Source organism: Aureimonas mangrovi, assembly GCF_014058705.1.
Classification (GTDB): Bacteria; Pseudomonadota; Alphaproteobacteria; order Rhizobiales; family Rhizobiaceae; genus Aureimonas; species Aureimonas mangrovi.
In genome coordinates this window covers 2282774-2306141 of record NZ_CP059692.1, presented here as the reverse complement: position 1 = coordinate 2306141, position 23368 = coordinate 2282774, and the positions used below count along the sequence as shown (strand labels likewise).

Genomic DNA, 23368 nt, shown 5'->3' with positions numbered 1-23368 from the left:
CGTCGAGGCCGTCTATGAGCGCCATCGCACAGACCTTTAAGTCGCTCTTCCTGATCGAGTTCGTGAAGGCGTTCGGCCTCTCCATGCGCTACTTCTTCGCGCCGAAGGAGACGCTGAACTACCCGTTCGAGAAGGGGCCGGTGTCGCCGCGCTTTCGCGGCGAGCACGCATTGCGCCGCTACCCGAACGGCGAGGAGCGCTGCATCGCGTGCAAGCTGTGCGAGGCGATCTGCCCCGCTCAGGCCATCACCATCGAGGCCGGCCCGCGCCGCAACGACGGCACCCGCCGCACGGTGCGTTACGACATCGACATGGTGAAGTGCATCTATTGCGGCTTCTGCCAGGAGGCGTGTCCGGTGGACGCCATCGTGGAGGGGCCGAACTTCGAGTTCTCCACCGAGACGCGTGAAGAGCTCTACTACGACAAGGACAAACTTCTCGCGAACGGTGATCGCTGGGAGCGGGAGATCGCCCGCAACATTGCGCTGGACGCGCCCTACCGCTAAGGCGAGCGCGGGCCGCGCGCCCGCCTCGCGCCGCACGAAACAGACGGGCGCGGGCTGATCCCCGCCCAGCCGCATCGACCAAGGGAGCCCTTCATGCTGGGCCTTCAGGCATTCTTCTTCTACGTCTTCGCGCTGATCTCGGTCAGCGGGGCCCTGATGGTCGTCTTGTCGAGCAACCCGGTCCACTCGGTGCTGTTCCTGATCCTCACCTTCGTCGCCTCGGCGGGACTGTTCCTGCTGACGGGCGCTGAGTTCCTCGCGCTGATCCTCATCGTGGTCTATGTCGGCGCGGTTGCGATCCTGTTCCTCTTCGTTGTGATGATGATCGATCTCGACGTGGGCAAGATGAAGCGCCAGGCGGTCGGCTACGCGCCGATCGGGGCGGTCATCGCGGGCGTCCTTCTCCTGCAGCTCATCATTGCCGTCTCGGGCAACTACTACGATCCGACGCTCTCGACTGGCACGGTCATGCCGATGCCGCCGCTCGAGGAAGTCTCCAATATCGAGGCGATCGGCCTCGTCCTGTACACGCGCTACGTCTTCTTCTTCCAGCTTGCCGGCCTCATCCTGTTCGTCGCCATGATCGGCGCGATCGTCCTGACGCTGCGCCACAGGGAGAACCCCAAGCGCCAGTCGATCACTGCACAGGTGACGCGCGACCCGGCCACGGCGATCGAGATCGTCAAGGTCGAGAGCGGAAAGGGCCTATAGGAAAACGCCATGGAAGTCGGTCTCGGACATTACCTCACCGTCGGCGCCATCCTGTTCGTCACGGGCGTCTTCGGCATCTTCATGCGCCGCAAGAACATCATCACGATTCTGATGTCGGTCGAGCTCATCCTGCTCGCGGTCAACATCAACCTCGTGGCGTTCTCGGCCTTCCTGAACGACCTGGCCGGCCAGATCTTCGCGCTGTTCATTCTCACGGTGGCGGCGGCGGAGGCCGCGATCGGTCTCGCCATCCTCGTCGTCTTCTTCCGCAATCGCGGCTCGATCGCCGTCGACGACGTCAACACGATGAGGGGCTGAAGGCGCTTCGATGTACCAGCTGATCGTCCTTCTGCCGCTTCTCGGCTTCATCATCGCCGGGCTCTTCGGCAAGTCCATCGGCGCCAAGGCGTCGGAATACGTCACGTCCGGCCTTCTCATTGTCTCGGCCGTCCTGTCGTGGATCGCCTTCCTCACCTTCTCGGGCGGGGAAGGGGAGACGCTGCGCATCGCCATGCTGACCTGGATCCAGTCCGGCGATCTCAACGCTTCCTGGATGCTGCGGATCGACCGGCTGACGCTCGTCATGCTGGTGGTCGTGAACACCGTCTCGGCGCTCGTGCACGTCTACTCGATCGGGTACATGCACCACGATCCGGCACGCCCGCGCTTCTTCGCCTATCTCTCGCTCTTCACCTTCGCCATGCTGATGCTGGTGACGGCGGACAACCTCATCCAGATGTTCTTCGGCTGGGAGGGCGTGGGCCTCGCCTCCTACCTCCTGATCGGCTTCTGGTACCAGAAGCCTTCCGCGAACGCGGCTGCGATGAAGGCGTTCGTCGTCAACCGCGTCGGCGACTTCGGCTTCCTCCTTGGCATCTTCGGCCTCTTTGCGCTGTTCGGCTCTGTCGAGTTCGACCAGATCTTCGCAGCGGCGATCGCCACCTTCGAGGGCGGCGAGGCGGCGGCCGAGCCTGTCTTCCAGTTCGCCAACTGGACGCTGACGACCGGCGGCGCGCTCACCGCGATCTGCCTGCTTCTCTTCATGGGTGCGATGGGCAAGTCCGCCCAGATCGGCCTGCACACCTGGCTGCCGGACGCGATGGAAGGCCCGACGCCTGTCTCCGCGCTGATCCACGCGGCGACGATGGTGACGGCGGGTGTCTTCATGCTGGCACGCATGTCGCCGGTCTTCGAGACGAGCCACACGGCGCTGACCTTCGTCACCTTCATCGGCGCGACGACGGCCTTCTTCGCGGCGACGATCGGCCTCGTCCAGAACGACATCAAGCGCGTCATCGCCTATTCGACCTGCTCGCAGCTCGGCTACATGTTCGTGGCACTGGGCGTCGGCGCCTACGGCGCGGCGGTGTTCCACCTGTTCACGCACGCTTTCTTCAAAGCGCTCCTGTTCCTGGGCGCCGGCTCGGTGATCCATGCCGTCTCGGACGAGCAGGACATGCGCAACATGGGCGGGCTGCGCAGGCACATCCCCAAGACCTACTGGATGATGGTGATCGGCACGCTGGCGCTGACGGGCTTCCCGTTCACGGCGGGCTACTATTCCAAGGACGCCATCATCGAGAGCGCGTTCGCGGGAGATAACGCCTTCGCCATGTACGGCTACATCATGACGGTGATCGCCGCCGCCCTGACGAGCTTCTACTCCTGGCGCCTGATCTTCCTGACGTTCCACGGCAAGCCCCGCGCGAGCCACGAGGTGATGCACCACGTGCATGAATCGCCGAACGTCATGCTGGTGCCGCTCTACATCCTGGGCGTCGGCGCGCTGCTCGCCGGCATGGTCTTCTACCCGTACTTCCTCGGCTACAGCTACGAGGGCTTCTGGAACGGCGCGCTCTTTGCCGGGCCGGAGAACCACATCCTTCACGAGTATCACGAGGTTCCCGCGATCGTTGTCTGGTCGCCCACCATCGCCATGGTGCTCGGCTTCGTGGTGGCCTACATTTATTACATCCGCTCGCCGCAGAGCCCGGCGCGCCTCGCCGCGCGCAATCCCGGCCTCTACAGGTTCCTGCTCAACAAGTGGTACTTCGACGAGCTCTACGACTTCCTGTTCGTGCGCTCGGCCAAGTGGCTCGGCCGCTTCCTGTGGAAGAAGGGCGACGGCGCGGTGATCGACAGGATGGGGCCTGACGGGGTCTCGGCGCGTGTCGTCGACGTCGCCAACCGGGTGGTCGCGCTGCAGACGGGCTACCTCTACCACTACGCCTTCGTCATGCTGATCGGCGTCGCGGCGCTCGTCACGTTCATGATGTTCGGGGGAATGAACTGATGACCGGCTGGCCGATCCTATCGACCGTCACCTTCCTTCCGCTCGTCGGCGCGCTGATCATCCTGTTCATCCGCGACGACAACGAGCAGGCGCGCCGCAACGTCTTCAACGTGGCGCTGCTGACGGCGGTGTTCACCTTCGTCCTGTCGCTCGGCATCTGGATCGGCTTCGACAACACGCTGCCCGGCTTCCAGATGGTCGAGCAGGTGGACTGGATCGGCATCGGCGGCATCAGCTACCACATGGGCGTCGACGGCGTGTCGATGCTCTTCGTCATCCTGACGACCTTCCTGCTGCCGATCTGCATCCTGGCGAGCCGCGACACGATCACGGTGCGCGTCAAGGAGTACATGATCGCCTTCCTGGTGCTGGAGACGCTCGTCGTCGGCGTGTTCTGTGCGCTCGACATCGTGCTCTTCTACGTCTTCTTCGAAGGCTCGCTGATCCCGATGTTCCTGATCATCGGCATCTGGGGCGGCAAGCGGCGCGTCTACGCCTCCTACAAGTTCTTCCTCTACACCTTCCTCGGCTCGGTGCTGATGCTCGTCGCCATCATGGCGATGTACTGGGAGGCGGGTACGACCTCGATCCCCGAGCTTCTGGCCCACGATTTCCCGGCCGGGATACAGACCTGGCTCTGGCTCGCCTTCTTTGCCTCCTTCGCGGTGAAGATGCCCATGTGGCCGGTCCACACCTGGCTGCCGGATGCGCACGTCGAGGCGCCCACGGCTGGCTCGGTGATCCTGGCAGGCATCCTCCTGAAGCTCGGCGGCTACGGCTTCATCCGCTTCTCGCTGCCGATGTTCCCGCTGGCCTCCGACTACTTCGCGCCGATGGTCTTCGCGCTTTCCGTCATCGCCATCGTCTACACCTCGCTAGTGGCGCTGATGCAGGAGGACATCAAGAAGCTGATCGCCTACTCGTCTGTCGCACATATGGGCTTCGTGACGATGGGCATCTTCGCCGCCAATGAGCAGGGCGTGCAGGGCGCGATCTTCCAGATGCTTTCGCACGGCCTGATTTCGGGCGCGCTGTTCCTCTGCGTCGGCGTCGTCTACGACCGCATGCACACCCGCGAGATTTCGGCCTATGGCGGCCTCGTCTCGCGCATGCCGGCCTACGCCACGATGATGCTGCTCTTCACCATGGCGAATGTCGGCCTTCCGGGTACGAGCGGCTTCGTCGGCGAGTTCCTGACGCTTCTGGGCGCCTTCCGCGTCAACACATGGGTCGCGATCATTGCCACGACTGGCGTCATCCTCTCGGCAGCTTATGCGCTGTGGCTTTATCGCCGCGTGATCTTCGGCCCGCTTGAGAAGGAGAGCCTGAAGGCGCTCACGGACCTTTCGGGCCGCGAGAAGCTGCTTCTCTACCCGCTGGCGGTGCTGGTGGTCTTCTACGGCGTCTATCCGATGCCGGTCTTCGATGTGACGGCCGCTTCGGTCGATTCCATCCTGAACAGCTACACCGCCGCGATCGAGGCCGCTTCGGCGGTCGCGCAGGCGCAGTGAACGAGGCGGACGGACGGTCGTGATCTTCTCGCAATTCATTTCCGAGAGCCTGCCCATCGTCGGGCCCGAGCTGATCCTGAGCGTCGGCGCCATGATCATCCTGATGATCGGCACCTTTCAGGGCGGCGACAGGAGCACCGGGCTCGTCACCTCGCTCTCGGTCGGGCTCCTCGTCTTCGCGGGCTTCTGGCTGGCTTTCGTTGCACCCGAGGGCGTCGCCTTCGGCGGCTCCTTCGTGCTCGATCCCTTCGCGCGCTTCGCCAAGGTGCTGGTGCTGATCGGCTCGGCCGCCGCTATCCTGATGACGATCGGCTTCGCGCGCACCGAGCGCTTCGACCGCTTCGAGTTCCCGGTCCTCATCGTGCTCGCGACCGTCGGCATGATGGTAATGGTCTCGGCGGGCGATCTCATCTCCCTCTACATGGGCCTCGAGCTGCAGTCGCTGGCGGCCTACGTGATCGCCGCCATCAACCGTGACAGCGTGCGCTCCACGGAGGCGGGCCTGAAATATTTCGTCCTCGGCGCGCTGTCCTCGGGCATGCTGCTCTATGGCGCCTCGCTGGTCTACGGCTTCACCGGCCAGATCGAGTTCACCGCCATCGCGGCCGAGCTTGCGGCAGAAGGGCGCTCCTTCGGCCTCCTCGTCGGCCTCGTCTTCGTGATAGCCGGCCTTGCCTTCAAGATTTCGGCCGTGCCGTTCCACATGTGGACGCCGGACGTCTACGAGGGCTCACCGACGCCGGTGACCGCGTTCTTCGCGGGCGCTCCAAAGGTCGCGGCGATGGCGCTTCTCGTGCGCTTCGCGGTCGAGGGCTTCCAGCCGCTCAGCGTGGACTGGCAGCAGATCGTCGTCTTCATCTCGATCGCCTCGATGGTGCTCGGCGCCTTCGCCGCGATCGGCCAGCGCAACATCAAGCGGCTGATGGCCTATTCGTCGATCAGCCACATGGGCTATGCGCTCGTCGGTCTCGCGGCCGCTGACAGCGCCGGTGTGACGGGCGTCCTGATCTACATGGCGTCCTACATGGCGATGACGCTCGGCACCTTCGCGGTCATCCTGGCGATGCGCCGCAAGGAAGGTCATGTCGAGGAGATCTCCGAGCTCTCGGGCCTTGCGCGCACCAATCCGGTGATGGCCCTGGCGCTGACGGTGCTGATGCTCTCGCTTGCCGGCCTGCCGCCGCTGCTCGGCTTCTGGGGCAAGTACTTCGTCTTCGTCGCGGCCGTCGGCGCCGGACTCATCCCGCTCGCCGTCATCGGCGTCGTCGCGAGCGCAGTCGGGCTCTTCTACTATCTGCGCGTCGTCAAGGTGATGTGGTTCGATGAGCCGGCGGGCGGCTTCCAGCCGATGGCGGCGGAGCTGCGCGTCGTCCTCGGCGTGTCGACGGTCTTCATCTTCCCGGCCTACATCTTCATCGCCGGCCCGCTTTTCGCGGCAGCGCAGGCGGCGGCGGCGTCCTTCTTCTGAGGCCCGGCATGCCCGCTTCGCCTGCCCGCCGGCGCATGGCGTTCGAAACCGTCGGCTCGACGAACAATCGTGCGATGGAGGCGGCGCGTGCCGGCGATCCGGGCTCGCTCTGGGTCACGGCCGACGAGCAGAGCGAGGGCAGGGGGCGGCGCGGCCGGGGCTGGTCCTCGCCGCCGGGAAACCTCTTTGCCTCGCTCCTCGTCATCGAGCCATCGCCGATGGAGCATCTCGGCAATCTTCCGCTGGTGGTCGCCGTCGGCGTGCGCAACGGCCTCGCCGCGCTGCCGGGCCTTGAATCGACGACGATCGGCATCAAATGGCCGAATGACGTGCTGGCCGACGGTGCCAAATGCGTCGGCATCCTCATCGAGAGCGAGCGGCTTGCCAGCGGTGCGAATGCAGTCGTGATCGGCTGCGGCGTGAACCTGGAGCATGCGCCACAGGGCCAGCCCTATGCCGTGACCTCGCTGCGCGAGCGCGGCGCGAATGCGGGCGTCGAAGAAGCCTTCGTCGCGCTCGCCGGCGGTGTGGAGGACGCGCTGCGCCTTTGGGATCGTGGACGCGGCTTTTCCGATATACGGCAGGAATGGCTTGCCCATGCGCGCGGTGTTGGCGAGGCGTGCAGGGTGAACCTGCCCGATCGCTTGATCGAGGGGCGCTTCGTGGAGCTGGACGCGCGGGGGCGCCTCGTTCTGGAGAAGGCCGATGGATCGCGGGAGACGATCTCGGCCGGTGACGTATTCTTCGCGAATGCTGACGGCGCGGCTGCGCCGCAATGAGATTCGGCGGCCCGCCGTTGTCAGGGGCATCATGAAACCGGGGCGCGTGAGCGCGCCTCTCGATACGCATTGGATATGAAATTGAGTGAACTTGTTTTTGTGCCGCTCGGCGGCATCGGCGAGATCGGCATGAACCTCGCCATGTATGGCTATGGTCCCGCTGAATCGCGCGAGTGGCTGGTCGTGGACTGCGGCGTCTCCTTCGCAGGACCCGAAATGCCCGGCATCGACCTCGTCCTGCCGGACATCACCTTCCTGAAGTCGCAGCTCGCCTCGGTGAAGGGGATGGTCATCACCCATGCCCACGAGGACCATTACGGCGCGCTTCTCGACCTGTGGCCGCAGCTCAAGGTGCCGGTCTGGTGCACGCCCTTCACGGCCGGGCTGTTGCAGGCCAAGCGCGAGAGCGAGGTCGGCGCGCCGAAGATCCCGCTGTCCGTCTTCAAGGCGGGCGAGCGTTTCAAGGTCGGCCCGTTCGAGGTCGAAGCCGTCAACGTCACTCACTCGATCCCCGAGCCGGTGGCGCTCGCCATCCGCACGCCGCTCGGCACCGTCGTCCATACGGGTGACTGGAAGATCGACGCGACGCCGGCGCTCGGCCAGCCGACGGACGAGAAGCGGCTGCGCGAGATCGGTGACGAGGGCGTGCTCGCGATCGTCGCCGATTCCACCAACGCGAACCGCGAGGGCACGAGCCCGAGCGAGCGTGACGTCAACGCTTCGCTGCGCGAGATCATCCGCGAGGCCAAGGGCCGCGTCGCGGTCACGACCTTCTCCTCCAACATCGGCCGCATTCGCTCGGTGGCGCAGGCCGCGGAATCGGTGGGCCGCCAGGTCCTGCTCATGGGCCGCTCGATGAAGCGCATGGCGGACGTCGCGGGCGAGCTCGGCTATCTGGAGAGCCTTGACCCGTTCCTGTCCGAACAGGATTTCGGATACGTGCCGCGCGAAAAGGCGGTCATCATCCTCACCGGCAGCCAGGGCGAGCCGCGCGCGGCGCTCGCGCGCCTTGCGCGTGACGATCATCCCACCGTCGCGCTGTCGAAGGGCGATACGGTGATCTTCTCCTCGCGCTCGATCCCGGGCAACGAGAAGGCGATCAACGACATCCGCAACAATCTCGTCGATCGCGGCATCATCGTGATCGAGGATCACGACCGTCTCGTCCACGTCTCTGGCCATCCGCGCCGTTCGGAGATGCGCCAGATGTACGACTGGGTGCGTCCGAAGATCGCCGTTCCCGCGCATGGCGAGGCGGCGCATCTGGCCGCACACGCCGAGCTGGCGCGTGAGCAGGGCGTGCCCGAGGTCGTTTCGGCGCGTAACGGCAAGATGGTGCGGCTCGCGCCGGGCGCGGCCGACATCGTCGGCGACGTGCCTTTCGGGCGCATCTACAAGGACGGCTTCCTGATCGGCACGGAGAACGAACTGCGCATCGGCGAGCGCCGTCGCCTGTCCTTCGCCGGCCACATCTGCGTGATGGTCGAGCTGACGCCGCGTCTCGAACTCCGCAACGATCCCGAGGTTTCGGCGATGGGCGTGCCCGACAAGGACTTCGAGGGCGAGGGAATCCAGGAGGCGCTGATCGACGCGGCCGCCGGCGCGGTCGAGAGCATCCCGCGCGGTCGCCGCAAGGACGCGGAGACGGTCCGCGAGGCAGTGCGCCGCTCGGTCCGTGCCGAAGCCTACGACGCCTGGGGCAAGAAGCCCGTGGTCACCGTCTTCGTCTCGCGCGCTGGCGGCAAGGAAGACCGCTAGAGCGCCGTGCGTCCTTCCGGACGCACACAGGCCGCTCTACCACTTTGAACCCACGCTGATGCGTAGGTCGCCTGAGCCCGCGATGCACTGTGCGCTTCCTGGGCTTCGATTTACGCCGTTCCCGGCGAGCTCAAATGGGCTGGGAACGAGAGAAGGAAGGCCGGGAGGAACCGATGGGCATCATCACCGCGCTCGCCATCTATTTCGTGATCTGGTGGACGGTGCTTTTCGTCGTCCTGCCCTTCGGCGTGCGGTCCCAGGTCGAGGACGGTGACGTCGTGCCGGGGAGCGCCGACGGTGCGCCGACGCGCCCGCATCTGCGCCTGCGCCTTCTGGCCACCACGGCTCTCGCGACCTTCGTCTTCGCAGTCTACTACGTGGCGACGCAGGTCTTCGCGATCGGGCCGGACAGCTTCCCTCACATCATTCCCGGCACCTGAGGGGAAGGTGCCTGCACAAAAAAATGCGAGGCACGATGGCCTCGCATTCAGATCGCTTCGGGGTCTGGGTTTCTCACCGGATTTCTGCCGGGTCAGCGAGTTTGCCTCGCGCCGGAAACCACGTCCTCCCAAGACTAGACCGCTCAACGCTGCTGGCGTCTTCGACGCTCTTGATAGAATGAGACTAAATCAGCCAGCGGTACTCTGTCACTAGCCGGATTGCGCGATTTGACGATTTTATGAACCATTCGCCCAATTTTCGTTCATGCACTGCAACATGATTGCCCTAAGGCGTGAGCCGATAGCACGACACCAGCTTGCGGCAACCGTGCTTTGCAATCCCTTGGCAAGACGGTAAGAAGCCACGCTTGCGGTTCTTTCCGCGCCTTCCAGATCTCACGGTCCGTCATGCAGCTTTCGCGCTATTTCCTGCCCATCCTGAAGGAAACCCCGAAGGAGGCGGAGATCGTTTCCCACCGCCTGATGCTGCGGGCGGGGATGATCCGGCAGCAGGCGGCGGGCAGCTACACGTGGCTGCCGCTCGGCAAGCGCGTGCTCGACAAGGTGAGCCGCATCATCCGTGAGGAGCAGGACCGTTCCGGCGCCATCGAGATCCTGATGCCGACGATCCAGTCCGCTGATCTGTGGCGCGAGAGCGGGCGCTACGACGATTACGGCAAGGAGATGCTGCGCATCGAGGACCGGCACGGGCGCGACATGCTGTTCGGCCCGACCAACGAGGAGATGGTCACGGACATCTTCCGGTCGTCGGTGAAGACCTACAAGGACCTGCCGCTCAACCTTTACCACATCCAGTGGAAGTTCCGGGACGAGGTGCGCCCGCGCTTCGGCGTCATGCGCTCGCGCGAGTTCCTGATGAAGGACGCCTATTCGTTCGATCTCGACTACGAATCGGCGCGGGTCTCCTACGACCGCATGTTCGTGGCCTATCTGCGCACCTTCGAGCGGCTCGGCCTGAAGGCAATCCCGATGCGCGCCGATACAGGCCCGATCGGTGGCGAGCTTTCGCACGAATTCATCATCCTCGCCTCCACCGGCGAGAGCGAGGTATTCTGCCACCGTGACTATCTGGAGATGGCGACCCCGGCGGCGGGCGTCGACTTCCAGAATGCCGAGGAACTGGCAGCGATCGTCAAGACCTGGACGACGCCTTACGCGGCCACCGAGGAGATGCATGACGAGGCGGCCTGGGCTGCGCTGCCCGAGGGCGAGAAGCTCGCCGCGCGAGGCATCGAGGTCGGCCACATCTTCCATTTCGGCACCAAGTATTCCGAGCCGATGGGCGCCACCGTCACCGGGCCGGACGGCAAGGACGTGCCGGTCCACATGGGCTCCTACGGCATCGGCCCCTCGCGCCTGATCGCGGCGATCATCGAGGCGAGCCACGACGAGAACGGCATCATCTGGCCGGAGAGCGTCGCACCCTTCGACATCGGCGTCGTGAACATGCGGCCAGGCGACGCCGAGTGCGATCGCGTCTGCGCCGACATCGAGGCGGCCTACGAAGCCGCCGGGAGGAGCGTTCTCGTCGACGATTCCGACCAGCGCGCCGGCTCCAAATTCGCTACGATGGACCTGATCGGGCTTCCCTGGCAGGTGATCGTCGGCCCGCGCGGCGTCGCGAACGGCGAGGTCGAGGTCAAGCATCGTGCCTCCGGCGAGCGGAGCGTGAAGCCGCTCGCCGAGCTTCTCGCCGCTGCGGGCGGGCCGGCGGCATGAGCGTGGCCGCTGGCGAGAGCGTCGATGCGACGGCGCCGGCTGGCGGCGGCGCGCGCCCCTTCTCGCGCTTCGAATGGATGATCGCGGGGCGTTATCTGCGCTCGCGTCGGCGTGATGCCGGCGTCTCGGTCATCGCCGGCTTCTCCTTCGTCGGCATCATGCTGGGCGTGGCCGCCCTCATCATCGTCATGTCGGTGATGAACGGCTTCCGCGGCGAGCTCCTGACGCGCATCCTAGGCGTCAACGGCCATGTCGTCATGCAGCCGATCGACACGCCCTTCACCGATTTCGACGAGATCGCGGCGCGCGTTTCGGCCGTACCCGGCGTCTCCTTCACCATGCCGCTCGTGCAGGGGCAGGTGCTGGCGACCGGCAACGGCCCGGCCAGCACCGGCGCGCTGGTCAAGGGCGTCCGCGGCGCGGACCTTGAGCAACTGACGCCGATCTCTTCCAACATCGCGCTCGGCTCGTTGGACGGATTCGACGAGGGGCAGGGGGTCGCGATCGGTAGCCGCCTCGCCCAGGCGCTCTCTCTGTCGCTCGGCGATACCATCACTCTCATCTCCCCGGACGGAGACGTCACGCCCTTCGGCACTTCGCCACGCCAGAAAGGCTACGAGGTGACGGCGGTCTTCGAGATTGGTCTTTCCGAGTACGACGCGGCCTATGTCTATATGCCTTTTCCAGAGGCACAGCTCTTCTTCAATTCGGAGGGGCAGGCGCAATCCATCGAGATCTTCGTCAACGATCCCGATGCGGTGCAGAGCCTGCAGATGCCGATCGAGACGGCGGCGCAGCGCCCGAACTACACGGTGACCTGGCAGCGCGCCAACGAGAGCTTCTTTTCGGCGCTTCAGGTCGAGCGCAACGTCATGTTCATCATCCTGACGCTGATCATCCTCGTCGCGGCGCTGAACATCATTTCGGGTCTCTTCATGCTGGTGAAGGATAAGGGGCGCGACATCGCGATCCTGCGCACGATGGGGGCGACGAAGGGTGCGGTGATGCGCGTCTTCTTCATCACCGGCACCTCGATCGGCGTCGCGGGAACGCTTGCGGGCTTCGTTCTCGGCGTCGCCTTTTGCCTGAACATCGAGAATCTGCGCCAGTTCTTCTCCTGGCTTCTCGGCACCACGATCTTCGATCCGCAATTCTACTTCCTCTCGCGCCTCCCGGCCGAGATCGATCCCTCGGAGGTGGCTTTGGTCGTTGCCATGGCGATGGGCCTCTCCTTCATCGCGACGCTCTTCCCCTCCTGGAAGGCGTCCAAGCTCGATCCGGTTGAGGCGCTGCGTTACGAATGACCGCCAACAACGCCTCCCTTCGCCTCGAAAAGGTCGAGCGGCACTACGTACAGGGCGAGAACCGTCTGACGGTGCTGCACAAAGCCGATTTCGAGATGGCACCGGGCGAGATGGTGGCGCTCGTCGCCCCATCCGGCGCCGGCAAGTCAACGCTCCTCCACATCGCCGGGCTGCTTGAGCGCCCGGACGATGGCGAAGTGTATATCGACACCAAGCCCTGCGGGCGCTTCGACGACGCGCAGCGCACGCAGATGCGGCGCGCCTCGATCGGCTTCGTCTACCAGTTCCACCACCTCCTGCCGGAGTTCTCCGCGCTGGAGAATGTCATGCTGCCGCAGATGATCCGCGGCCTCTCGCATTCGGTTGCGGCGAAGCGGGCAGCCGAGCTTCTGGACTACATGCGAATCGGCAAGCGCGCCGAGCATCGCCCGGCCGAACTTTCGGGCGGCGAGCAGCAGCGCGTGGCCATTGCGAGAGCGGTCGCGAACTCGCCGCATGTGCTTCTGGCGGACGAGCCGACCGGCAATCTCGACCCGACGACTTCGGCCTACGTCTTCGACGCGCTCACGGCGCTGGTGCGCCAGTCGGGCGTGGCGGCGCTGGTCGCCACGCACAACCACGACCTCGCGCGGCGAATGGACCGCACGGTCACGCTCGAGGGCGGCAAGATCGTCGACTATCGTTTCGACTGACGGCCGCGATCAGCCGATGTGGCGGCGCGCGGCGTAAAGCGCGACGGCGGCCGCGTTCGAGACGTTGAGCGAGCGGATCGCGCCCGGCATTTCGAGGCGGGCCAGAGCCGAGACGGTCTCGCGCGTCTTCTGGCGAAGGCCCTTGCCCTCCGAACCGAGCACGAGCGCGATGCGCTTGGCCGAGAAGGTCGGCTCAAGCTCCTGTGGCCCGTCCGAATCGAGGCCGATCGTCTGGTAACCGGCCGCAGTAAGCTCGCCCAGCCCGTTCGCCAGGTTCGTGATCTGCACGTAAGGCACGTGCTCGAGCGCCCCCGAGGCGGCCTTGGCGAGGACGCCCGACTCGTCCGGCGAATGGCGCGAGGTCGTCACCACGCCGCCGGCGCCGAAGGCGGTGGCCGAGCGAAGGATCGCGCCGACATTATGCGGGTCCGTCACCTGGTCGAGGACGAGCAGGAGGTCGCAGGCGCCGAGATCCGCGAGCCGGCGCGCCGGCAGCGGATCGGCTTCCAGCGTGATGCCCTGATGGACGGCCTCACCGCCGAGGATCCGGTCGAGCGCGCGCGGCTCCACGATCTCCACCGGACAGGGCAACGAACCCTCGTCGAACTCCAGCCGGTTGAAGGCGTTGCGCGTCGCCAGAAGCCGCGTCGTGCGACGCCTCGGGTTCTCCAGCGCAGCCTTTACCGTGTGCAAGCCGTAGAGACGCACGAGGCCGTCATCGGCCTCGCCGGGTGCCGTGTCAGGGCCGCTCTGCGTCCTCTCGCGGTGCGCGCGGCGCAGACGCGCATAATGGGAGTCTTTCGGCGTGTGGGAAGCTCTCTCTGTCATGGGGCGCTTCTATCCGATGATCGCAGCGGCCGGTATCCTTTTCGCGGGAACAACTGCGATCCTGTCCGTCATCGTGTTGACACGCGGGGGAGGCGGCGGCATAACGCGGCCCGGATCGAGGCGCCGCCCGCAAGAGTGGCGCCACGAACCGTTAAAGGCCCTGCGGCTTGGTCTGGAGGGATGCCCGAGTGGTTAAAGGGGACGGACTGTAAATCCGTTGGCTTAGCCTACGTTGGTTCAAATCCAACTCCCTCCACCATGGCGCGCTGGGCCTTCAGGACCGCGGGTATAGCTCAATGGTAGAGCAGCAGCCTTCCAAGCTGAATACGCGGGTTCGATTCCCGCTACCCGCTCCAGCCTGTCCTTCCAATCTCGAATGCGTCGGACGCGAACTCCCGTCTCCCGGTCTGAAAATTCGTCTGAGTGGCTCGCTCAATGCGACGCATTTCGCAGGCAGCTCCCGCGACGTTAGCCGCGAGGAGCGTCCCTGCGTAGGTCAGGGAGCGCGCCACGGGTGGCGCGCTCCTTTGTCTGAAGTCTGAGCCGAGAGCTCAGTCGCGGCCCCGTGCGCTCAATCCCAGCACGAAGCCGATGGCGCCGGCGACGAGAAGCATCGATAGCGGGCTCTCCTGAACCTGTCGGCGAACGGCACGGCTGCCCGCCTGCGCGTAGGCCCCCGCGTTGTCATAGAGGTCGGAAGCGTATCGCGACGCGTCGTCGGCAGCGTCGCGAACAGCATCCCGCCCCTGGCCGTAAAGGTTCTGGGCCGTGCCTTCGGCCTCGCGCATCCGCCCCTCGGCCGAGGCCTGATCGGACCCGACTGCGTCGCCGTAAGCGCCTTGCACCTTGCCGCCGAATTCCTTGGCGGCGCCCTCTACACGATTCTTGTCCACGCGCGATCTCCTGATGCGGCAAGCCAACCGGCGGCTGCCTGATGGCCTAATGTCCGGCGAGCGATTTGGTTTCTGCGCGCTCGGGCGCGGCGTGTTCCCTCCTTGCCCGGAGCGAGATTGGAAACCGGTATCAATGCCCCGCGCTCCTCGTCGAACGGCGTTCGGGCGCACTGCCGACCTGATCGCGAGCAGATTCGCCCGATGCGCACCCGGCCCTATAAACCCGAGGGCGTGCCGCCGATGAACGGTGGCGCATCTTTGTATCGCGTATCCGCGAGATTGGGGCTTTCATGGGCATTCTCATCAGCTTGCTGATCACCGTTCTGGTGATCGTTCTCGTCCTGTGGCTGGTCGAACAGCTTCCGCTTCAGGGCAACGTCAAGCAGATCGTCCGGGTGATCGTGATCATCATCGGCATCATCTCGTTGTTGCGCTATCTCGCCGTCTTCTAGGCCGGTCCGAGTTGGGAGAAGGCCGTCGCAGCGGCCTTCTTTCCGATCATCCGCCCGTTATGGCGCGAGGAGCCAGCTTCCAAGCAGGCGATCGAACGGGAAGGTGAAGAAGCCCGCGATCAGCAGGGCGCCGACCACCATCCCGCGCGCGGCATTCTGATGGCGCCTGATCTGCCCCTTGCGCGCGGCCAGTGCGATAAGCGGTACCTGAATCATCACCCACGCCGACAGGACATGGATGATGCTGTAGCCGCCGTCGTTGATCTCGACGATGAAGATGCTGATCAGCGCAGTCCCGAACATCAACGACACCCATAGGGCACCGATCGCGCGATGCGACCGGCCGCCCTTCGCCCGCCACATCTGAATGACTGTCAGGGCAAGAGCGCCGATGATCGTGACGAGATGCGCCCAGACGAGCGGCGGCACGGCCGACCATTGCCCGTATCCGCGAGCGATGGCGGCAAGGACCGCGCAGAGAAGGGCGAGGCTGGCGAGCGCGAGGAAGCGGTCGAACCGCTCGACGGGCGACGCACCGCGCGCAAGGGCAGTCGTGCTGGCACTCACGATGTCGCTCCGGGTCACGGTCGCCGATGTCTTCTGGCCGAACGGATCAAACATCACGGGACGGAAGGCGGCAAGGGATGACGGGAAGCGATCCCGGCACGAGCCCCGCGGTAGCCGGGGCGTCACGACATGCCGCCGCGTCGGTCGATGCGCCTCTGCGGGTGCTTGTGTTTCGCCTCGGCAATGGATATGTCGCGCCACAGTACAGATCCGAGCTTTCAGCGTCAGGAAGACTTGTAAATGGCCAAGAGCAAATTCGAGCGTAACAAGCCGCATGTGAACATCGGGACGATCGGTCACGTCGATCATGGCAAGACGTCTCTGACGGCGGCGATCACGAAGTTCTTCGGTGAGTTCCGGGCGTACGACCAGATCGACGCGGCGCCTGAGGAGAAGGCGCGCGGCATCACGATCTCGACGGCGCATGTTGAGTACGAGACGGAAGCGCGCCACTACGCTCACGTCGACTGCCCGGGCCATGCGGACTACGTGAAGAACATGATCACGGGTGCTGCGCAGATGGACGGCGCGATCCTGGTGTGCTCGGCCGCGGACGGCCCGATGCCGCAGACGCGCGAGCACATCCTGCTGGCCCGCCAGGTCGGCGTCCCGGCGATCGTCGTGTTCCTGAACAAGGTCGACCAGGTCGACGATCCTGAGCTTCTGGAGCTGGTCGAGCTCGAGGTTCGCGAGCTTCTGTCGTCCTACGACTTCCCGGGCGACGACATTCCGATCGTCAAGGGTTCGGCGCTGGCCGCGCTCGAGGACTCCAACAAGGAGATCGGCGAGGACGCGGTGCGCGCGCTGATGAAGGAAGTCGACGCCTACATCCCGACGCCGGAGCGTCCGGTCGACCAGCCGTTCCTGATGCCGATCGAGGACGTGTTCTCGATCTCGGGCCGCGGCACGGTTGTGACGGGTCGTGTCGAGCGCGGCATCGTGAAGGTTGGCGAGGAAGTCGAGATCGTCGGCATCCGCGACTCCAAGAAGACGACGGTGACGGGCGTCGAGATGTTCCGCAAGCTTCTGGACCAGGGCCAGGCGGGCGACAACATCGGCGCGCTGGTTCGCGGCGTCGACCGCGAGGGCGTGGAGCGCGGCCAGGTGCTGTGCAAGCCGGGTTCGGTGAAGCCGCACACGAAGTTCAAGGCCGAGGCGTACATCCTGACGAAGGAGGAGGGCGGTCGCCACACGCCGTTCTTCACGAACTACCGTCCGCAGTTCTACTTCCGCACAACGGACGTGACGGGCGTGGTGACGCTTCCGGAGGGCACCGAGATGGTGATGCCGGGGGACAACGTGACGATGGACGTGGTTCTGATCGTCCCGATCGCGATGGAAGAGAAGCTGCGCTTCGCCATCCGCGAGGGCGGCCGTACCGTCGGCGCCGGCATCGTCGCAACCATCGTCGAGTAAGCGCTCTAGGGATGGCAGCGAAGTACGACCATCGTCATAGCTGCCGTCCCGTTCGCTCCTTGGGGCACGAACGCTATCGTGCCCCAAGATGAGCCGTGACGGCGTCATCTATATCGCGTTCGGAAAGTTTTACCGCGACGAGGCCTTGTTCTCTGCGCGGTCGTTGAAGCGTCATTGCGACCTGCCGGTGACGCTTTTTACCGACATCGCGACGGATGATCCGGCGGTCGATCGGGTCGAGATCATCGATCCTACCCATAAGCGTGCCAAGATCGATTACATCGGCAGTTCGCCCTACGAGCGGACGCTCTATCTCGACAGCGACACGATGGTCGTGCGCGATATCCGCGACGTTTTTGTCGTCCTGGATCGCTTCAACGTCGCCGGGGTGCACGATCACAGCCGCAAATGTGATCGCTGGGCGAAGGTTATCGAAGAGTACGCCGCGATTCCTTACGCGTTTCCCGAGTACAACGGCGGCGTTCTGCTGTTTGACGCATCGCCGGCCTCGAAAGCGTTTCTGGCTCTGTGGCGCGAGCTTTTCCACCGTTACCGCGACCGCACCAACGGCCAGGACCAGGCGACCCTGCGTATCGCCCTTTGGCAGAGCGGCGTCGCGCTGCATTCGCTTCCCTTCGAATACAATGTGCGCAACGCCAAAATCCGCCAGAAGATGGCAAAGCGCGCGCGGCGCCGGGAGGCGGGCCTGCTCGCTCCACGCATCCTGCATTGGCACGGACTCGACAATCGCTGGCCTCTCGCCTCGCTGTTCTCCCGTTACCGACCCATGAAATACTGACCCGCCACGCGCGCGAGTGGACCCGGTTGCCGCAACACAGGTGATCCCATGGATCGACGTCCCGTTCTGATCACCGGCGCCGCCGGCTTCATCGGCTATCATCTGGTCGGCAAGTTGCTGGAGCAAGGCCGGAGCGTCGTCGGTCTCGACAACCTCAACAACTACTATGGCGTGGCGCTGAAGAAGGCGCGGCTCGAGCGGCTTTCGTCGAACCCCAACTTCACGTTCGAACGCCTTGACCTGACAGACTACCATGGCGTCCGCACCCTGTTCGAGGCACTGAAGCCCAGGACGGTCGTGCATCTAGCCGCGCAGGCCGGCGTGCGTCATTCGATCGAGCAGCCGCGATCCTATGTCGATGCCAATCTCGACGGCTTTCTCAGCATCCTGGAGGCGTGCCGCGCGGCGACACCAGCGCACTTGATCTACGCCTCCTCGAGTTCGGTTTATGGTACGAACGCCAAGGTTCCTTTTGCCGAGAACGATCCCGTCGAACAGCCGGTTTCCCTTTACGCCGCGAGCAAGCGCGCGAACGAACTGATGGCGCGCTCCTACGCCTGGCTTTACGGCATCCCGGCGTCCGGCCTCCGCTTCTTCACCGTCTATGGCCCGTTCGGGCGACCCGACATGGCCTATTATTCGTTCACCAAGGCCATCCTCGAAGGGCGGCCGATCCAGCTCTTCAACGAGGGGCGGGCGCTGCGCGACTTCACCTATATCGACGACATCGTCGCGGGGATCTGCGGCCTTCTCGACAAGAGCCCGTCGGGCGACGGGCCGGCGCCGCTGGACGCGGGCGGCGCGCCGCATGCGATCTACAATATCGGCAACAACCGCCCTGTGGAACTTGAACGGTTCGTGTCGCTGCTCGAGGACGCGCTTGGGCAGAGGGCGGTCCGGGAGTATCTGCCGGCTCAGCCGGGCGACGTGCCCGCCACCTATGCCGATATCACCCGGATCGAGCGCACTGTCGGCTTCCGTCCGTCGACCTCCCTCGAAGAGGGACTTGCCCGGTTCGTCGCGTGGTATCGCTCCTACGAGGCGGGCGCGAGGGCGCCGGCACGCGTGTCGAGCATGAAGCCTGCATCGACCAGCCCCTGAGACGAACCCCAGCGGATTGATCCCTCATAGCGAAGGTCGCTGCCGCCGCCGAAGCCGTTCGTCTCCAGAATGTTACGGTAGAACTGTGCGCCACCGAAATGCTGGCCGTGACGCACGAACCGGCGAAACTCCTCCGCCGAGCCGGCCGTGAACTTGAGATGCAGGAGCGCCGACGTCGGCGCCTGGTAGTTGCGCGTATGCGGGAAGGGGCCATGGATGCTGGCGCCCGTCAGGCGCGTGCGAGCATCGGCGAAGATGACCGGAAATTTCGTTAAGCGCATGAAGTTGCCATACAGGCGGTGGCGCGGGCCGCCGCGCACGCCGAGGCAGTATTTCATCACGTCGGCATCGTATCCGTCACCGTCGATCAGAGGACCGACATCCTCGACATGGGCAGCCTCGTCGAGCCGAGCAGTCTCCAGAGGGCCATCGGGATAGGTGTCGAGCATGGGAGCCAGCGATCGAAGGCGCCCCGCCCGCTCCAGATCGTCTACGAAGGAGGAAAGCGAGCGCGCCTCGCAGCCGGGAAAAAGGAGGAACTCGTCGACGTCGACCATGACATACCAGCGGTCGCGGCCGTAACGGTCGATCAGCGCGTCGCGCCAGAGCGCCCCGCGCATGGCGCCGGTGTAATCCAAGGCGGATGCATGGACGTCGACGTCGGCGCTCTTCGCCAGATAGGCGCGAGTGTCGTCCTCGGAATTATCGTCGAGGACGAGAAAGCGGGAGACACCCATCGCGCGATAGTGTTGGAGAAAGAGCGGCAGGTAGGCTGCCCCGTTGCGCACGCACAGGATCAGCGCGATCTCGCCATCCGCCAGCGCCTGTCCGCGTCCCGAAAGAAGCTGCAGGCTGTCGTCCGGCGTGATCCGGCGCGCCTTGCGCCGCCGGCGCATCTCGCGAAATCCGATGGAAAGCCTACGTAGCGGGCCGAGATTATCGAACGCCGACCATTCCTTCGTCGATGACACTGGATAACGCATGCATCTCCGCCGGACAGGCGTCCTTCCGCCGTTGGGCGCGGCACAGGGCGCGGCGGTGCTTATGGCGGAATCACTGGACACGCACAAGGCCGTGATCGGGCCTGCGATGTTGATGTGCCGGCGGCGATGGCCTAAAGCGCGCTTGCTACGGCTACCTTTCGATTGGGCGGGAACAACGCAGATGGCATCCGAGATCGCACGCGTCTTCATCGGTTTCGACACGAAGGAAGTGGTCGCCTACCACGTCCTGACGCAGAGCATCATCGAGCATTCGACGATGCCGGTCATGTTCTCGCCGCTGGTGCTGTCGAACCTCGAGGGCATCTTCACCCGCGAGCGCAACGCGCTCCAATCGACCGAATTCTCGTTCTCGCGGTTCCTTACGCCCTACCTCTCGAACTACGAGGGCTGGAGCCTGTTCATGGACTGCGACATGCTGATGCGTGCGGACATCGCCGAACTGTGGGCGCTGCGCGACGAGACGAAGGCGGTGATGTGCGTGCAGCACGACTACCAGCCCAAGGTCGACACGAAGTTCCTCGGACAGGTGCAGACCAAATACGAGAAGAAGAACTGGTCGAGTGTCCTCCTCTTCAACAATGCGCGCTGCCGTGCGCTGACGCCGGATTACGTGAACACGGCGACGGGCCTTCAGCTCCACCAGTTCAAGTGGCTGGAGAGCGACGACGAGATCGGCAAGCTGCCGCCGGCCTGGAACTGGCTGGTCAACGAGTACGACCACGACCCGGCCGCCAAGAACGTGCACTTCACCGATGGCGGGCCGTATTTCGACGAGTACCGGAACGACGACTACGCCGAGGAGTGGTTCGCCATGCGCGAGCGTGTCCTCCATGTGCAGCAGAAGGTCTCGGCCTCCTGAGCGACATGGCCGGCCAGGCGATAACCGGGGCTGAGGCGCCGGAGCAGGCCGCCGCCTTCTTCGCACGCTTTTCGACCATCGTCCTCGTCGGCAACAGCGAGGCGATGGATGTCGCCGCGTTGCGCCGGCAATACGCGGACGACACGCTCTTCGTCTTCTTCAACAAGACCTACAAGGTCTTGTCCCAACCCTTTGATGGGATCTCGCTTCTCGTCGCACGGTCCGGCACGATGGGCGCCAATATCGTCCATCGTCGCGAGGTGCCGCAGGTGCTGGCGCCGCTGCGCGAGGGGGGCTTCTGCGGCATCCTCAACATCAGAGTGGGGGGCGGCGAGGTCTTCAGCCCGGCCGCCGATTTCGGCATCGGCGCGGTCGGCCATCTCGACCTCAGCCAGAGCGTCGCGGGCTTTTACCCGTCGACGCATCTGCCGACGACGGGCTTCGCGCTGGCGCTGTTCCTTTCGGAGGCCGTGCCGGCGACGCGCATCGTGCTCGCCGGCTTCACCGCCAAACGCAGCGCCAGGTGGAAGCTCTTCTACGATCACGACTGGACGTTCGAGCAGATCACCCTGCGGCTGATGCGCCGGTCCGGCCGCATCGAGATGACCGGCGCGCGGGACGAGGCTTCGCCGCTGGCGGCCATCGCCCGGCGCTTCCCGGACATCTCGCCCGACGATGTGGCGCTGACGGCAGCCGAGGTTCTGACCGAGCGCGTCGAGACGGCGAATGTCGCCATCGACAGGCTGATGGGACTCACGCGCCTTCAGGGGCGGGTGGACGGCTGGCTGCGCTCGCTCAAGCCGGCAACGCGCAAGCAGCGCCACGCTGCGAAGGACACGGCCTCGAAAGGCTAGAGGCCGCTTCCACGCCTTCGATCCGAATGCCGAGCTGTCCGAAGGCCGAACGCGGTTCTCGGCCCTAGCCGCCCGCCTTCGAGACGACCAGCGGCGTTGCTTCCACGTCCCGCTCTTCCTCGGCGGGGCGCTGCGAGGCGAAGGGAATGCCGATCGCCTCCCAGGTCTCGACCAGCGCCGCGCGAAGCTCATCGATCAGCGCGTCGTCGTGGAGCGGGGTCGGCGTGATGCGAAGACGCTCCGTGCCGCGGGGCACGGTCGGGTAGTTGATCGGCTGGATGTAGATGCCGTGGCGTTCGAGCAGCCGGTCGCTGGCGCGCTTGCATAGATCCGGATCGCCGACGAGCAACGGCACGATATGCGTCTGCGAGGCCATCACCGGCAGATCGGCCTCGCCGAACACCGCCTTGGTGCGGGCCGCCTGGCGCTGCTGGCCGGCGCGCTCGACGCCAGATGCCTTCAGGTGGCGGATCGAGGCGGTCGCGGCGGCCGCGAGCGCCGGGGGCAGGGCCGTCGTGAAGATGAAGCCCGGTGCGTAGGAGCGCACCGCGTCGATGATCGCGCGGGGGCCGGCGATATAGCCGCCGAGGACGCCGAAAGCCTTGGCGAGCGTGCCCTCGATCACGTCGATGCGCTCCGAGACGCCGTCCCGCTCGCAGATGCCGGCGCCGCGCTTCCCGTACATGCCGACGGCATGGACCTCGTCGATATAGGTCATCGCGTTGTAGCGCTTGGCGAGCGCCGCGATTTCGGCGATGGGCGCGATGTCGCCGTCCATCGAGTAGACGCTCTCGAAGACGACGAGCTTCGGACGCTCGCCGGCAGCCTTCAAAAGCTCTTCGAGATGGCCGAGATCGTTGTGGCGGAACACCTGCTTGCGGGCGCCGGACTTGCGCACGCCTTCGATCATCGAGGCGTGGTTCAGCTCGTCGGAGAGGATCACGCAGTCCGGCAGGAGCTTGGCGATCGTGGAGATCGACGCCTCGTTGGAGACGAAGCCCGAGGTGAAGACGAGGGCCGCTTCCTTGCCGTGAAGGTCGGCGAGTTCCGCCTCGAGTTCGACCAGCGGATGATTGGTGCCGGAGATGTTGCGCGTGCCGCCCGCACCGGTGCCCATCGAGGAAACGGTGCGCGTCATCGCGTCGGTCACGGCCGGGTGCTGGCCCATGCCGAGATAGTCGTTGGAGCACCAGACGGTGATCTCGCGAGCCTCGCCATCGTGGCGCCAGACCGCCTTCGGAAAACGCCCGGCGATGCGCTCGAGGTCGGCGAAGACACGGTAGCGCTTCTCGGCGTGCAGCGCCTCGATGGCGGCCTCGAAATGGCTCCGATAGTCGATCATGCAGAACTCCTTCGTGAGAAGGGTTCTAAGGTGCCGTGGGATGGAAGTCCA

The 23368-nt window shown here is 65.1% G+C and carries 23 protein-coding genes and 2 tRNA genes; 20 read left to right on the top strand and 5 right to left on the bottom strand.

All coding sequences use genetic code 11. The features are described 5' to 3' along the window. The first annotated feature begins 14 nt into the window (after positions 1 to 14). The 12 genes from nuoI to H1343_RS10940 all read left to right on the top strand — a co-directional run bounded on the left by nuoI (position 15) and on the right by H1343_RS10940 (position 13202). A complete protein-coding gene (gene nuoI / locus H1343_RS10995) occupies positions 15 to 506 on the top strand; it encodes an NADH-quinone oxidoreductase subunit NuoI (RefSeq protein ID WP_185982952.1) in 492 nt (163 codons plus the stop codon). 96 nt (positions 507 to 602) lie between these two features. Further along, positions 603 to 1217, top strand: coding sequence for an NADH-quinone oxidoreductase subunit J (locus tag H1343_RS10990; RefSeq protein WP_185985610.1), 615 nt, complete (start codon positions 603 to 605; stop codon positions 1215 to 1217). Between the two features lie 9 nt (positions 1218 to 1226). Continuing rightward, positions 1227 to 1535 carry an NADH-quinone oxidoreductase subunit NuoK gene (nuoK, locus tag H1343_RS10985; protein ID WP_185982951.1) on the top strand — a complete coding sequence of 103 codons (309 nt, stop codon included), beginning with the start codon at positions 1227 to 1229 and terminating at the stop codon, positions 1533 to 1535. A 10-nt stretch (positions 1536 to 1545) separates the two neighbouring features. Next, complete coding sequence (nuoL, locus tag H1343_RS10980; protein ID WP_185982950.1) at positions 1546 to 3510, top strand: NADH-quinone oxidoreductase subunit L; 1965 nt, start codon at positions 1546 to 1548, stop codon at positions 3508 to 3510. Further along, entirely contained in the window at positions 3510 to 5021 is a 1512-nt protein-coding gene (locus H1343_RS10975; protein ID WP_185982949.1) for an NADH-quinone oxidoreductase subunit M, read from the top strand. Before nuoL ends, H1343_RS10975 begins: the two co-directional genes overlap by 1 nt. A gap of 22 nt (positions 5022 to 5043) precedes the next feature. Continuing rightward, a complete protein-coding gene (nuoN, locus tag H1343_RS10970) occupies positions 5044 to 6489 on the top strand; it encodes an NADH-quinone oxidoreductase subunit NuoN (RefSeq protein WP_185985609.1) in 1446 nt (481 codons plus the stop codon). 35 nt (positions 6490 to 6524) lie between these two features. Then, a complete protein-coding gene (locus tag H1343_RS10965) occupies positions 6525 to 7268 on the top strand; it encodes a biotin--[acetyl-CoA-carboxylase] ligase (protein ID WP_246332940.1) in 744 nt (247 codons plus the stop codon). Positions 7269 to 7397: 129 nt separating this feature from the next. Beyond that, positions 7398 to 9026 carry a ribonuclease J gene (locus H1343_RS10960; RefSeq protein WP_246333589.1) on the top strand — a complete coding sequence of 543 codons (1629 nt, stop codon included), beginning with the start codon at positions 7398 to 7400 and terminating at the stop codon, positions 9024 to 9026. A 173-nt stretch (positions 9027 to 9199) separates the two neighbouring features. Next, positions 9200 to 9466, top strand: a complete 267-nt coding sequence (locus tag H1343_RS10955; protein WP_185982946.1) for a DUF1467 family protein — start codon at positions 9200 to 9202, stop codon at positions 9464 to 9466. 408 nt (positions 9467 to 9874) lie between these two features. Next, positions 9875 to 11206 carry a proline--tRNA ligase gene (gene proS / locus H1343_RS10950; RefSeq protein ID WP_185982945.1) on the top strand — a complete coding sequence of 444 codons (1332 nt, stop codon included), beginning with the start codon at positions 9875 to 9877 and terminating at the stop codon, positions 11204 to 11206. Further along, complete coding sequence (locus tag H1343_RS10945) at positions 11203 to 12510, top strand: lipoprotein-releasing ABC transporter permease subunit (RefSeq protein WP_185982944.1); 1308 nt, start codon at positions 11203 to 11205, stop codon at positions 12508 to 12510. The genes proS and H1343_RS10945 overlap by 4 nt, the downstream gene beginning before the upstream one ends. Beyond that, the gene (locus tag H1343_RS10940) at positions 12507 to 13202 is read left to right on the top strand and encodes an ABC transporter ATP-binding protein (RefSeq protein WP_185982943.1); all 696 of its coding nucleotides are present in this window, start codon (positions 12507 to 12509) and stop codon (positions 13200 to 13202) included. The genes H1343_RS10945 and H1343_RS10940 overlap by 4 nt, the downstream gene beginning before the upstream one ends. A 9-nt stretch (positions 13203 to 13211) precedes the next feature. Here H1343_RS10940 and H1343_RS10935 read toward each other — a convergent pair whose 3' ends face one another. Then, positions 13212 to 14030 carry a TrmH family RNA methyltransferase gene (locus H1343_RS10935; protein WP_185982942.1) on the bottom strand — a complete coding sequence of 273 codons (819 nt, stop codon included), beginning with the start codon at positions 14028 to 14030 and terminating at the stop codon, positions 13212 to 13214. Between the two features lie 174 nt (positions 14031 to 14204). Between H1343_RS10935 and H1343_RS10930 the strand changes: the two genes are divergently transcribed. Together H1343_RS10930 and H1343_RS10925 are read left to right on the top strand one after the other, a co-directional pair. Then, a tRNA-Tyr gene (locus tag H1343_RS10930) sits at positions 14205 to 14289 on the top strand. A gap of 23 nt (positions 14290 to 14312) precedes the next feature. Next, positions 14313 to 14386: transfer RNA gene (locus H1343_RS10925), tRNA-Gly, on the top strand. A gap of 195 nt (positions 14387 to 14581) precedes the next feature. On the opposite strand, the gene H1343_RS10920 is transcribed toward H1343_RS10925, so the two are convergent. Then, entirely contained in the window at positions 14582 to 14923 is a 342-nt protein-coding gene (locus tag H1343_RS10920) for a CsbD family protein (protein WP_185982941.1), read from the bottom strand. A gap of 290 nt (positions 14924 to 15213) precedes the next feature. Between H1343_RS10920 and H1343_RS10915 the strand changes: the two genes are divergently transcribed. Continuing rightward, a complete protein-coding gene (locus tag H1343_RS10915) occupies positions 15214 to 15375 on the top strand; it encodes a Thivi_2564 family membrane protein (RefSeq protein ID WP_185982940.1) in 162 nt (53 codons plus the stop codon). Between the two features lie 57 nt (positions 15376 to 15432). Here H1343_RS10915 and H1343_RS16900 read toward each other — a convergent pair whose 3' ends face one another. Beyond that, positions 15433 to 16251 carry a DUF2306 domain-containing protein gene (locus H1343_RS16900; protein ID WP_210270027.1) on the bottom strand — a complete coding sequence of 273 codons (819 nt, stop codon included), beginning with the start codon at positions 16249 to 16251 and terminating at the stop codon, positions 15433 to 15435. On the opposite strand from H1343_RS16900, the gene tuf reads away from it, so the two are divergent. The 3 genes from tuf (at position 16183) to H1343_RS10895 (ending at position 19258) form a co-directional block, all read left to right on the top strand. Next, the gene (gene tuf / locus H1343_RS10905) at positions 16183 to 17358 is read left to right on the top strand and encodes an elongation factor Tu (RefSeq protein ID WP_185982939.1); all 1176 of its coding nucleotides are present in this window, start codon (positions 16183 to 16185) and stop codon (positions 17356 to 17358) included. The two genes, H1343_RS16900 and tuf, sit on opposite strands and share 69 nt — an antisense overlap. Before the next feature lie 88 nt (positions 17359 to 17446). Beyond that, positions 17447 to 18157, top strand: a complete 711-nt coding sequence (locus H1343_RS10900) for a glycosyltransferase (RefSeq protein ID WP_185982938.1) — start codon at positions 17447 to 17449, stop codon at positions 18155 to 18157. A gap of 48 nt (positions 18158 to 18205) precedes the next feature. After that, complete coding sequence (locus H1343_RS10895) at positions 18206 to 19258, top strand: SDR family NAD(P)-dependent oxidoreductase (protein WP_185982937.1); 1053 nt, start codon at positions 18206 to 18208, stop codon at positions 19256 to 19258. On the opposite strand, the gene H1343_RS10890 is transcribed toward H1343_RS10895, so the two are convergent. After that, a complete protein-coding gene (locus H1343_RS10890) occupies positions 19192 to 20241 on the bottom strand; it encodes a glycosyltransferase family 2 protein (protein WP_185982936.1) in 1050 nt (349 codons plus the stop codon). The two genes, H1343_RS10895 and H1343_RS10890, sit on opposite strands and share 67 nt — an antisense overlap. 181 nt (positions 20242 to 20422) lie before the next feature. Here H1343_RS10890 and H1343_RS10885 point away from each other — a divergent pair, with 181 nt between their 5' ends. Both H1343_RS10885 and H1343_RS10880 read left to right on the top strand, forming a co-directional pair. After that, a complete protein-coding gene (locus H1343_RS10885; RefSeq protein WP_185982935.1) occupies positions 20423 to 21121 on the top strand; it encodes a glycosyltransferase family protein in 699 nt (232 codons plus the stop codon). Positions 21122 to 21126: 5 nt separating this feature from the next. Then, positions 21127 to 21975, top strand: coding sequence for a 3-deoxy-manno-octulosonate cytidylyltransferase (locus H1343_RS10880; protein ID WP_185982934.1), 849 nt, complete (start codon positions 21127 to 21129; stop codon positions 21973 to 21975). A 64-nt stretch (positions 21976 to 22039) separates the two neighbouring features. On the opposite strand, the gene hemA is transcribed toward H1343_RS10880, so the two are convergent. Next, positions 22040 to 23314 (bottom strand): 5-aminolevulinate synthase, encoded by a 1275-nt coding sequence (gene hemA, locus H1343_RS10875; protein WP_185985607.1) that lies wholly within the window; start codon positions 23312 to 23314, stop codon positions 22040 to 22042. Between the last annotated feature and the right edge of the window lie 54 nt (positions 23315 to 23368).